The organism is Kitasatospora sp. NPDC059673, assembly GCF_042734215.1.
Taxonomy (GTDB): Bacteria; Actinomycetota; Actinomycetes; order Streptomycetales; family Streptomycetaceae; genus Kitasatospora.
The window spans coordinates 1-11,777 of the sequence record NZ_JBHWEN010000039.1; the positions used below are offsets into that span (position 1 = coordinate 1).

The following is an 11,777-nucleotide window of genomic DNA, read 5'->3' on the forward strand; positions in this document are numbered from 1 at the left end:
GCCCCGGGCGACAACTCGCCCGGGGCCGCCGCGTTTTCGCGCTACCGGACCAGTTCGGCGAGCATCGCCTGGCGGAAGCGCAGGGTGCCCGCGAGCCGGGTGAAGGTGTCGGACCAGGCGGTGTCGGGGGAGGTGTCGGCGGCCAGCGCCTCGACCGCCGGGGCGGTCTCCGGGGCGAGGGCGCGCTCGGTCATGCCCAGGACGCCGCTGTGGCTCCACGGGTAGGAGCCCAGCTCCGCGGCCCGCTTGAGGGCGGCGACCACGGCGGTGGACAGTGGCGGCGTCCACGGGGTGGCGCAGGCGCCGAGCAGCTGGAAGGCGTCGCCGAGGCCGTGGGTCTGCACGAACGCGGCCGTCCAGGCGGCGCGTTCGGCCGGCGACAGGACGGCGAGCAGTTTCGCGGGCGCGCCCGGAGTGCGGCCCTCGCGGCCGGGGCGGGGCGGGGCGCCGAGCAGCGCCCGCGCCCAGTCGGCGTCCTGCTGGCGGACGGCGGCGCGGGCCCAGGCCTCGCGCAGGTCCTCGGCCCACTCCGCGCCGCCGCCGTCCGCCGCGTCCACGGTGGGGACGGCGAGCAGCTGTTCGGGGGTCAGGCCGGTGTCGGCGGTCCACAGCGCGAGCGGGGCGGCGGCCGCGACCTCGCCGAACCACCAGGCCCGTTCGCCGCGCCCGGTGGGCGACTTGACGGGTATGCCGTCGCGCTGCATGGCCGGGTCGCAGGCGGCGGGCGGCGTGATGTGCAGCCGCCCGCCCTCGTACCGGACGGCCTCGCGGGCGCGGGCGGCCATCCGGGCGGCGAGCGCCGAGCCGGGCAGCGTGGACAGCAGCTCGGCGGCGGTGGCGCGGACGTTCTTCGAACGGTCGCCGAGCGCGGTCTCCAGGAATTCCTCGTCGGCGCCGGACAGTCCGTCCTGCAGCGCGTCGAGGAACAGCACCCGGTCCTCGGCCCGCTCGGTGGACCAGGTGGAGGTGAGCAGGGCCAGGCCGGCCGCCGGGTCGGTCCGGCGCAGCCGGGTCAGGTGGGTGACGCGTTCGGCGAACAGGCCTTCCTGCCACAGGCGTTCGCCGGGCTCGCCGGTGGTGTCGTGGTCGGCGGCGGTGCGGGTGACGTACCGCCAGTCGGGGTTCTGCGGGGCCAGCCAGCGGCCGAGCGGGCCGGCCAGCGTCACGGCGTCGGCACGCAGTTCGGAGCGGGCCCGGGCGGAGTCCAGCAGCGCCGGGACGAGGGCGGGCGGCAGCCGGTAGCCGTGCGCGCGGGCCGTGGCGAGCCACTGCGGGAGCAGCTCGGCCAGGTTGGCGGTGGAGCCGTGGCCGCCGCGGGTGCCGAGCAGCACGGCGAGCCGGCGGGCGGCGGGTTCCGGCAGCGCCGGGCGGGTGTCCTCCGGGGCGGGCGCGGGGGTGTCCACGGCGGGCGCGGGCAGCGCGCCGGCCCGGCGGCGGACCGCGGCGAGCGCGGCCAGGTCGAGCAGCGCGGTGGCCGGTTCGGCGCGGTCCACGGCGGCGGCGAGCGGCGTGCCCGGCTCGGGCAGCGGGCGGCGGTCGGTGCCGAGCAGGGCCGCGCCCTGCAACTCGGCCCACTGGCCGTCGGCGACGGCGGGGGCGGTCATGCGCGGCCCCCGATCGGACGGGCGGTGGTGCGGTGACGGCGGCCCCAGCCGCTGGCGGTGGCGGCGCGGCGGGCGGCGTGGTGCAGGCAGATGCGTCGGACGGCGGCGCGCTGGCGGGTGCGGATGCAGGACATGTGGTTCCTCCGGTTGACGGGCCGTCGGGAAACGCCGGGGAGCGCCTGGGCCGGTCGGTCGGGTGTGGTGGCTTGCGTTCGGCCGGTGGGTGAGGCGCGGCCGGGCACGCCGCAGCCATGACGTGGCGTCAGGGCGGCGTGCGGGATCGGGTTCGGATGTGGATCAGCCGCGGCCGTGACGTGGCGTGGCGTCAGGACGGCGTGCGGGTTCGGTTCGGGTTCGGGTTCGGGCTCGGGCTCAGGTTCGCGCTCAGGTTCGCGCTCGGGCTCGGGCTCGGGTCAGCCGAGGCCGACGGGGCGGTGCTCGGCGTCCCAGGCGGTGACCGGCGTGAAGCCGACGTGGCCGCACTCGCCGAACAGCGTGACGGGATGGCCGGCGGAGACCGCGGCCAGGCGCCACAGCGCGGCGTCGGCGAGCGCGCCGCGGCGCACCGGCAGGGTGTGCCGGCCGTCGGTGAGCTGCCAGCCGTCCCCGGTGAGCACGGGCACGACGTCGGTGAGGACGGCCGGCCAGCTGTCCAGCCACGGGTCCTCGGCGACGGCGGTGCCGTACGCGGCCAGCGCCTCGGCCGGGGACAGCCCGGCGGGCACGGCGGCCGGGGCCGGTTCGGGGCTGCCGTAGCGGGTGCCGAGGACGGCGCGCAGCGGGCGGGCGCCCGGGTGGAAGGCCAGGTCGGCCTCCAGCAGGCGGCCGGTGGGCAGTGCCAGGTCCGGCGCCTGGCCGGGCCGGCCGAAGGCCAGCAGCAGGGCGTCACGGCCGGTCTTCGCGCCGCGCAGCCACACCCGGCGGGTGGTGAGCCGCTCGTCGGCGGTGTCGCGGCTGCCCAGGACCTGCCAGCGGTCGCGGACGGTCGGCCCGGCGAGCAGTTCGGCGGTGTCGGTGGTGAAGCCGACCCGGGTGCGGACGGTGGCGGCCAGCGCCTCCGGCAGGGTGTCGATCCGGCCGTACGCGCCGGCCAGCAGGTGCAGCATCGCGTACTCCTCCAGCAGGGCGTCCTGCGGGGTGTCGGCCAGCGCCCGGACCCGGCCGGCCAGGCCCGGGGCCTGGGCGTCGACCATCCGGGCCGCGACCTCGTCCCAGGCGCCGGCCGGCAGCGGGTCGGCGAGGCCCCGGCGGACCCCGTCGGCCAGCCGCAGCCGCAGGTCGAGCGCGCCCGCGGCGACCCGCGCGGAGCGCTTGGCGGCCCGCTTGCGGGCGGCCTCCGGGTCGGCGTCGGCGGCCTTCGCCTGCTGTTTGGCGACCTTGTCGGCGGCGGCCTGGCTGCGGCCGTTCAGCCACTCCGACACCCAGTCGGGCGGCTCGGCGGCCGCGGTGACGGCCTCCGGCCCGGCGGCCCACAGCAGCAGCAGGCCCAGGGCGTGCTTGCACGGGAACTTCCGGCTCGGACAACTGCACTTGTAGGCGGGGGTGCCGAGTTCCACCGCCGTCCGGTAGGGCGTGCTGCCGCTGCCTTTGCACAGGCCCCACAGCGCGCCCTGCCCGGTGCCGGTACCGCTCCACGGGGCGGGCCCGGAGAGCTTGCCCGCGGCTTTCTGGGACGCCGGGTCGGGGGCCAGGGAAAGGACGTGTTCGGTGCTCCAGCGTTCCTCCATGCCCACGACGCTAGGCGGCGCCACTGACAGTTGAGGGCGGGTCAGGGCCGAGCGTCACCCTCGGGCGGGGACGCGGCCGGCGCCGGGACGAGCTGTTCCAGGCGTTCCATCGCCACCGTCACGTCCAGCAGGGGATTCGTCAGGCCGGGGCCAGCGGGCAGTCGGAGTCGGCGCGTTCCACCAGGTCGGCGCGGAGGGCCGCGAGTTCGGCGGTGCGGGCGTCGATCAGGGCGATCTTCTGCCGCAGCAGTGCGGACAGCCGCTCGGCGGCGTCCGGCGCGCCGTCCAGCTCGGCGCCGGTGCGGGCGATCTCGGCGAGCGAGAAGCCGAGCGCCTGCGCGGTGCGGACGTACCGCAGCCAGGGCACCGCCTCCGGCGGGAAGTCACGGTAGCCGTTCGGCAGCCGGCGGGCCGTCAGCAGCCCGGTGCGCTCGTAGAAGCGCACCGTGTCCCGGCTCAGCCCGGTCTGCTCGGCGAGTTCCCCGATTCTCATGTCCCTGCCCCCGTCGGCGACTTGACCTTGGACAGTACTCCAGGGTCGAGCCTGGAGCGGTCCGCACAACGAGAGTCGAAGGAGTCCGCCCGATGACGCCCCGCCACCTCCGCGTGGTCCGCGCCAGCGCCTGGTACGACCTGCTGGTCACCGCCCCGTTCGCCACCCCCTGGACGTACGCCCTGGCCCACCGTTCACTGTCCGCCGCCGGGCGGGCCCTCGGCCTCGGCGAACTGCCGCCGCCGGAGCCGGTGCTGACGCTGTTCGCCAACCTGATGGGCTCGCTGGTGGTGGTGTGGGCGCTGCTGCGCCTACTGCGCCCGCTGCCGGTGCACGGGCTGTACGACGGCGCGGCCCGGGTGCTGTTCGCCTGCTGGCAGGCCTGGGCCCTGGCGCACGGCGCGACCGGCCTGCTGTGGGGATTCCTGGCCGTCGAGGTGGCGTTCGGCGCGGCCCAGCTGTGGCCGCCGGCCGCCGAGCGCATGGCGGTGGCGCGGAGCTGACGGTCGTCCCGGCGAGGTGCCTCGGTTGTCAGTGGCGGGCGGCAAAGTGGTGGGTGCACGGGGCGAACGGGAGTTCGTTCTCCCAGGTCAGCGCCGTGCCCATTCATTCTTCGCGCCCTTTCTGCGCAGTGTTCTGACGTCCCGTGAGATCGGAGCAGTCGATGACCACCGAGACGACCAGCGAGGTCCTGCGGCAGCACGCCGAGGACGCGTTCGCCGAGGAGCTGGCCGCCCTCGCCCGGCACGACGACCGGGCCCGGCCGGAGCGCTGGCGGCTGTCGCCGTGGGCGGTCGCCACCTATCTGCTGGGCGGCGAACTCGCCGACGGCACCGTGATCACGCCCAAGTACATCGGCCCGCGCCGGGTGATCGAGGTCGCCGTGACCACGCTGGCCACCGACCGGGCGCTGCTGCTGCTCGGCGTGCCCGGCACCGCCAAGACCTGGGTGTCCGAGCACCTGGCCGCCGCGATCTCCGGCGACTCCACGCTGCTCGTCCAGGGCACCGCCGGCACCCCCGAGGAGGCCGTCCGGTACGGCTGGAACTACGCGCAGCTGCTCGCCCACGGGCCCAGCGAGGACGCCCTGGTGCCGTCCCCGCTGATGCGCGCCATGCGGGACGGGCAGATCGCCCGGGTCGAGGAACTCACCCGCATCCCCGCCGACGTGCAGGACAGCCTGATCACCATCCTGTCCGAGAAGACCCTGCCGGTGCCCGAACTCGGCACCGAGGTGCAGGCGGTGCGCGGCTTCAACGTGATCGCCACCGCCAACGACCGCGACCGCGGCGTCAACGAGCTCTCCTCCGCGCTGCGCCGCCGCTTCAACACCGTGGTGCTGCCGCTGCCCGCCACCCTCGACGAGGAGGTGGAGATCGTCACCCGCCGGGTCGGCCAGCTCGGCCGCTCCCTCGACCTGCCCGAACTGCCGGGCGGCGCCGAGGAGATCCGCCGGGTGGTCACCGTCTTCCGCGAGCTGCGGGCCGGCCTGACCGCCGACGGCCGCACCAAGGTGAAGACCCCCAGCGGCACCCTCTCCACCGCCGAGGCGATCTCGGTGGTCACCAACGGCCTTGCGCTGGCCACCCACTTCGGTGACGGCGTGCTGCGGGCCGGCGACGTCGCGGACGGCATCGTCGGCGCGGTGGTCCGCGACCCGGTCGCCGACCGGCAGGTGTGGCGCGAGTACGTGGAAGGCGTGGTCCGCGACCGCGACGGCTGGAAGGACTTCTACCGGGCCGCCCGGGAGGTCTCCGCGTGAGTGCCCAGGTGACGCTGCTCGGGGTGCGCCACCACGGCCCCGGCTCGGCCCGCGCGGTCGCCGCCGCGCTGGCCGCCCTGCAGCCCGACGCGGTGCTGATCGAGGGCCCGCCGGAGGCCGACGAACTGACCGGGCTGGCCGCCGAGAAGGACATGGTGCCGCCGGTCGCCCTGCTCGCCCATGTCAGCGACGACCCGGCGCGGGCCGCGTTCTGGCCGCTCGCCGAGTTCTCCCCCGAGTGGGTGGCACTGCGGTACGCCGCGGACGCCGGGGTGCCGGTCCGCTTCATCGACCTGCCCGCCGGGCAGAGCCTCGCGCTCGGCCCGCGCGGATCGAATCCGGGTGCCACAGAAGAGGCCGACGGCGCGTCAGAAGAAGAGGAGGAGGGGTCGGGAGTGCCGGGGGGCACTTCCGGGCCCGCCCCCGTCGACCCGATCGCCGAACTCGCCGCCGCCGCCGGGCACCTCGACCCGGAGGCCTGGTGGGAGGACGTGATCGAGCACCGCGCCCCCGGCGACGACCCCCTCGCGCCGTTCGCCGCCCTCGCCGAGGCGATGAGCGCGCTGCGCGAGCATCACCCCGTCGAGCGGCGCGACCGGATCCGCGAGGCCGCCATGCGGCAGCAGATCCGGGCCGCCCGCCGGGCCGGGCACCGCACCATCGCGGTGGTCTGCGGCGCCTGGCACGTCCCCGCGCTGGCCGTCATGCCGACCGTCGCGCACGACCGGGCGCTGCTCGCCGAACTCCCCAAGAAGCTGAAGACCGAACTCACCTGGGTGCCCTGGACCCACCGCCGGCTGTCCCAGCACACCGGCTACGGCGCCGGCATCGACTCGCCCGGCTGGTACCACCACCTGTACACCACGCCCGAGCAGCCCATCGCCCGCTGGATGACCAAGGTCGCCGAACTGCTGCGCGCCGAGGACCACCCGGTCTCCTCCGCGCACGTCATCGAGGCGATCCGGCTCGCCGACACCCTCGCCGCGATGCGCGGCCGCCCGCTGCCCGGCCTCACCGAGACCCTGGACGCGGTGCGCGCCGTCATGTGCGACGGCTCCGACCTGGCCCTCGCGCTGATCCACGACCGGCTGGTGGTCGGCGACGCGCTCGGCGAAGTCCCCGACGGCGCGCCCGCGGTGCCGCTGCAACGCGACCTGACCCGCCTTCAGCGCACCCTGCGGCTCAAGCCCGAAGCGACGAGCCGCGAACTCGTCCTCGACCTGCGCAAGGACCTCGACGCCGAACGTTCCCGACTGCTGCACCGGCTGCGGCTGCTCGGCCTGCACTGGGGACGGATCGTCCGCGACAGCGTGCAGTCCACCGGCACCTTCCGGGAGACCTGGCAGCTCGCCTGGGAACCCGAGTTCTCCGTCCGCCTGGTCGAAGCCGGCCAGTGGGGCACCACCGTGCAGGGCGCCGCCACCGGCAAGGCCGTCGCCGACGCGGCCACCGCCGAACTCACCGCGCTCACCGAACTCGCCGAACACTGCCTGCTCGCCGCCCTGCCCGACGCCCTGCCCGAGGTGATGCGACGCCTCGCCGACCGCGCCGCGCTCGACACCGACGCCGGACACCTCGCCACCGCACTGCCCGCGCTGGTCCGCACCCTGCGCTACGGCGACGTCCGGGCCACCGACACCAGCGCCCTCACCGCCGTCGCCCTCGGCCTCGCCGAACGCCTCTGCGTCGCCCTGCCCGCCGCCTGCACCGGACTGGACGCGGACGGCGCGAGTGCCCGGCGCACCGAGATCGACGCCGTCCACCAGGCGATCGCCCTGCTCTCCTCCACCGCGGTCGGCGAACAATGGGCCGGCACCCTCACCGCGATCGCCGCCCGCGAACCGCACGGCGGCCCGGCCACCGGCGTTCCCGGACTGCTGCGCGGCCGCGCGGTTCGGCTGCTGCTGGACGACGGACGGATCGACGCGGCGGAGGCCGGGCGGCGGCTGGGTCTCGTCCTCTCGGTCGCCTCCGGCCCCCTGGACGCCGCCGGCTGGGTCGAGGGCCTGGTCTCCGGCGGCGGGGCGCTGCTGCTGCACGACCCGGCGCTGCTCGGGCTGATCGACACCTGGCTGTGCGGCGTCCCCGCCGACACCTTCACCGACCTGCTGCCGGTCCTGCGCCGCACCTTCTCCTCGCTGGAGACGGGCGTCCGGCACACCGTCGGGTCGCGGGTGGCCGCCGGACCGCTGAGCACGTCCGTGGCGGACAGCGGCCCCGACATCGAGATGGACGCGGAGCGCGCGGACGCGACGACGCCGGTGCTGGCGCTGTTGCTGGGCGTGCAGGTGGGCATCCCGCGCCAACTGGACCGCCGCGCCGGTTGACCGGCCCACAGGATCCGTGTTCCGCGGCGCCCCGATCCTTTCCTCTTTCTTTCTTCCGCTTCGCGCAGTTCCCCGCGCCCCTGATGGGGCGTGGGGGTTAAGGAGTGATTCAAAGTGACTGTCCGTCAGGATGATGAGCGGATGCGGCGCTGGCGGCTGGTGCTCGGTGCGGACGGGGACGGGACCGGGGTGCGGCTCTCGCGGCGGGATGCGGCGATGGACGGGGCGCTGGGGGCGTTGTACCGGGAGGACGGGAAGCGCTCGGCGGGGCTCGGGGGGTCGGCGCCGCAGGTGGCACGGTGGTTGGGGGACATTCGGGAGTACTTCCCGACCAGCGTGGTGCAGCTGATGCAGCAGGACGCGATCTCCCGGCTGGGCCTGGACCGGCTGCTGCTGGAGCCGGAGATGCTGGCCGCGGTGGAGCCGGACGTGCATCTGGTCGGGACGCTGCTGTCGCTGAAGCACGCGCTGCCGGAGACCACCCGGGAGACGGCGCGGATGGTGGTCGGCAAGGTGGTCGCGGAGCTGGAGCGCCGGCTGGCCGACAAGACCCGTTCCACGCTGGGCGGGGCGCTGGACCGCAGCGCCAAGGTGAACCGGCCCAAGCACCGGGACATCGACTGGGACCGCACGATCCGGGCGAACCTGTCGAAGTACCTGCCGGAGTACCGCACGGTGGTGCCGGAGCGGCTGGTCGGCTACGCGCGGGCGCAGCGGGCGGTGAAGAAGGACGTGATCCTGTGCATCGACCAGTCCGGGTCGATGGCGCCGTCGGTGGTGCACTCGGCGGTGTTCGGCGCGGTGCTGGCGTCGATGCACAGCCTGGACACCCGGCTGGTGGTGTTCGACACCTCGGTGGTGGACCTGACCGAGCAGCTGAGCGACCCGGTGGACGTGCTGTTCGCGACGCAGCTGGGCGGCGGCACCGACATCAACCGGGCGCTGGCGTACTGCCAGTCGAAGATCACCCGCCCGTCGGAGACCGTCGTGGTGCTGATCAGCGACCTGTACGAGGGCGGCATCCGGGACGAGATGCTGAAGCGGGTGGCGTCGATGAAGGCGTCGGGGGTGCAGTTCATCGCGTTGCTGGCGCTGTCCGACGAGGGCGCGCCGGCGTACGACCACGCGCACGCGCAGGCGCTGGCCGCGCTGGGGGCCCCGGCGTTCGCCTGCACCCCGGACGCGTTTCCGGACATCATGGCGGCCGCGATCGAGAAGCGTCCGCTGCCGGTGCCGGACCGGCAGTGACGGTCAATGGCCGCGGGTACCACCCGTCGGGGTGATCCTGTGGTGCGGCCGACCGTCGCGCGCCCCGGGGCCGCCGACGGCCCGGCGACACGCCGGGTCGGGTCCGCTGTGACGGTTCTCACGAAGGTCGAGCCGGTCCCGGGCGAAACACGCCCGCCGTCCGGGGATAACCTGCCATGCGGACGTGACGCGCGTGTTGATCCACGATGCGCCCGGCAACTGGGTGGGCCGCAAGGCCGTACATCTGCGTACCCGCTCAGCGCCGACGACCCGCAGCGAAGATCCTGCCGTGGCACGCTCGTAGAGACACATTCCGCGACCACGAACAAGGACAAACACGTGGACCTGTTCGAGTACCAGGCGAGGGACCTCTTCGCCAAGCACGGTGTACCCGTGCTTGACGGCGATGTCATCGAGACCGCCGCAGACGCTGCCGCCATCGCGGAGCGCTTCGGCGGCCGAGCCGTCGTCAAGGCTCAGGTGAAGGTGGGTGGCCGAGGCAAGGCCGGTGGCGTGAAGCTCGCGTCCGACCCGCAGGACGCCGTGGCCAAGTCCGAGGCCATCCTCGGCATGGACATCAAGGGCCACACCGTCCACAAGGTGATGCTGGCGCAGACCGCGTCCATCGAGGAGGAGTACTACGTCTCCTTCCTGCTCGACCGCACCAACCGCACCTTCCTGGCCATGGCCAGCGTCGAGGGCGGCATGGACATCGAAGAGGTCGCGGCCACCAAGCCCGAGGCGCTCGCGAAGATCCCGGTGGACGCCAACGAGGGCGTGACCGCCGAGAAGGCCGCCGAGATCGTCGCCGCCGCGAAGTTCCCGGCCGAGGTCGCGGACCAGATCGCCGAGGTCCTGCAGACCCTGTGGACCGTCTTCGTCAAGGAGGACGCCCTCCTGGTCGAGGTCAACCCGCTGATCAAGTCCGGCGACGGCAAGATCATCGCCCTGGACGGCAAGGTCTCCCTGGACGCCAACGCCGAGTTCCGTCAGCCGGAGCACGAGGCGCTCGAGGACAAGGCGGCCGCCAACCCGCTGGAGGCCGCGGCCAAGGCGAAGGGCCTGAACTACGTCAAGCTCGACGGCCAGGTCGGCATCATCGGCAACGGCGCGGGCCTCGTCATGAGCACCCTGGACGTCGTCGCGTACGCCGGTGAGAACCACGGCGGCGTGAAGCCGGCCAACTTCCTCGACATCGGTGGCGGCGCGTCCGCCGAGGTGATGGCGAACGGCCTGGAGATCATCCTGGGTGACACCGACGTCAAGTCGGTCTTCGTCAACGTCTTCGGCGGCATCACCGCGTGCGACGCGGTCGCCAACGGCATCGTGCAGGCCCTCGCGCTCCTGGAGAGCAAGGGCGAGGCCGTCACCAAGCCGCTCGTCGTCCGCCTGGACGGCAACAACGCGGAGCTGGGTCGCCAGATCCTGACCGACGCCAACCACCCGCTGGTGCAGCAGGTGGACACCATGGACGGCGCCGCTGACCGCGCCGCCGAGCTGGCCAACAAGTAAGGAAGGGGACTTAACACCATGGCTATCTTCCTTACCAAGGACAGCAAGGTCATCGTCCAGGGCATGACCGGCTCCGAGGGCATGAAGCACACCCGCCGCATGCTCGCCTCCGGCACCCGGATCGTCGGCGGCGTGAACCCGCGCAAGGCCGGCACCACCGTTGACGTGGACGGCACCGAGGTCCCGGTGTTCGGCACCGTGGTCGAGGCGATGGAGAAGACCGGTGCCGACGTCACCGTCATCTTCGTCCCGCCGGCGTTCACCAAGTCCGCCGTGGTCGAGGCCATCGACGCCGAGATCGGCCTGGCCGTGGTCATCACCGAGGGCGTGCCGGTGCACGACACCGCCGCGTTCTGGGCCCACGCCGGCGCCAAGGGCAACAAGACCCGCATCATCGGCCCGAACTGCCCCGGCCTGATCAGCCCCGGACAGTCCAACGCGGGCATCATCCCGGCCAACATCACCGGCCCGGGCAAGATCGGTCTGGTGTCGAAGTCCGGCACCCTGACCTACCAGCTCATGTACGAACTGCGCGACCTCGGCTTCTCCTCCGCGGTGGGCATCGGCGGTGACCCGGTCATCGGCACCACCCACATCGACGCCCTCAAGGCGTTCCAGGAGGACCCGGAGACCGAGCTGATCGTGATGATCGGCGAGATCGGCGGCGACGCCGAGGAGCGTGCCGCGGCCTACATCGCCGAGCACGTCACCAAGCCGGTCGTCGGCTACGTCGCGGGCTTCACCGCGCCCGAGGGCAAGACCATGGGCCACGCCGGCGCCATCGTCTCCGGCTCCTCCGGCACCGCCCAGGCGAAGAAGGAGGCCCTCGAGGCCGCCGGTGTCAAGGTCGGCAAGACGCCGTCCGAGACCGCCCGCCTGGCCCGCGAGCTGATCGCCGCCGCCAAGTAAGGCAGCGCCGCTTCCGCTTCCGCTTCGGCTTTCGGCACGAAGGCGCCGTCCACCGTGAGGTGGGCGGCGCCTTCGGCGTTCGGCGGGGCGGTCGGGTCGCGCGGTGTGCGGAGGGGGCGTGCGCGCGGGTCGTCGGGGTGGTGGCGGGACGACGACGGCGGTGGGGTGGTGGGGCGGTGCGAGCGGCGGGCGCAG

Annotated in this window: 10 protein-coding genes; 6 read left to right on the top strand and 4 right to left on the bottom strand. The window is 74.2% G+C overall.

Annotated elements, in window-relative coordinates; all coding sequences use genetic code 11:
- Window positions 1-41: 41 nt before the first annotated feature.
- From ACFV18_RS30830 to ACFV18_RS30845, 4 genes are all read right to left on the bottom strand, one after another.
- On the bottom strand, window positions 42-1,604 hold the full coding sequence (locus ACFV18_RS30830; protein ID WP_380488586.1) for a DUF5691 domain-containing protein: 1,563 nt from the start codon (window positions 1,602-1,604) through the stop codon (window positions 42-44).
- Window positions 1,601-1,738: a hypothetical protein gene (locus ACFV18_RS30835; RefSeq protein ID WP_158071864.1), complete on the bottom strand. Its 138-nt coding sequence runs from the start codon at window positions 1,736-1,738 to the stop codon at window positions 1,601-1,603. Before ACFV18_RS30835 ends, ACFV18_RS30830 begins: the two co-directional genes overlap by 4 nt.
- A 279-nt stretch (window positions 1,739-2,017) precedes the next feature.
- The gene (locus ACFV18_RS30840; RefSeq protein ID WP_380488587.1) at window positions 2,018-3,331 is read right to left on the bottom strand and encodes an SWIM zinc finger family protein; all 1,314 of its coding nucleotides are present in this window, start codon (window positions 3,329-3,331) and stop codon (window positions 2,018-2,020) included.
- 139 nt (window positions 3,332-3,470) lie between these two features.
- Window positions 3,471-3,824 (bottom strand): MerR family transcriptional regulator, encoded by a 354-nt coding sequence (locus tag ACFV18_RS30845; protein WP_380488588.1) that lies wholly within the window; start codon window positions 3,822-3,824, stop codon window positions 3,471-3,473.
- Between the two features lie 92 nt (window positions 3,825-3,916).
- On the opposite strand from ACFV18_RS30845, the gene ACFV18_RS30850 reads away from it, so the two are divergent.
- The 6 genes from ACFV18_RS30850 (at window position 3,917) to sucD (ending at window position 11,582) form a co-directional block, all read left to right on the top strand.
- Window positions 3,917-4,327 (top strand): hypothetical protein, encoded by a 411-nt coding sequence (locus ACFV18_RS30850; RefSeq protein ID WP_380488589.1) that lies wholly within the window; start codon window positions 3,917-3,919, stop codon window positions 4,325-4,327.
- 161 nt (window positions 4,328-4,488) lie between these two features.
- Window positions 4,489-5,586, top strand: coding sequence for an AAA family ATPase (locus ACFV18_RS30855; protein ID WP_380488590.1), 1,098 nt, complete (start codon window positions 4,489-4,491; stop codon window positions 5,584-5,586).
- Window positions 5,583-7,913 carry a DUF5682 family protein gene (locus ACFV18_RS30860; protein WP_380488591.1) on the top strand — a complete coding sequence of 777 codons (2,331 nt, stop codon included), beginning with the start codon at window positions 5,583-5,585 and terminating at the stop codon, window positions 7,911-7,913. Before ACFV18_RS30855 ends, ACFV18_RS30860 begins: the two co-directional genes overlap by 4 nt.
- Window positions 7,914-8,054: 141 nt before the next feature.
- A complete protein-coding gene (locus ACFV18_RS30865) occupies window positions 8,055-9,161 on the top strand; it encodes a VWA domain-containing protein (protein WP_380488617.1) in 1,107 nt (368 codons plus the stop codon).
- A gap of 339 nt (window positions 9,162-9,500) precedes the next feature.
- Entirely contained in the window at window positions 9,501-10,673 is a 1,173-nt protein-coding gene (gene sucC, locus ACFV18_RS30870) for an ADP-forming succinate--CoA ligase subunit beta (protein WP_380488592.1), read from the top strand.
- 18 nt (window positions 10,674-10,691) lie between these two features.
- Complete coding sequence (gene sucD, locus ACFV18_RS30875) at window positions 10,692-11,582, top strand: succinate--CoA ligase subunit alpha (RefSeq protein WP_380488593.1); 891 nt, start codon at window positions 10,692-10,694, stop codon at window positions 11,580-11,582.
- Window positions 11,583-11,777 lie beyond the last annotated feature (195 nt).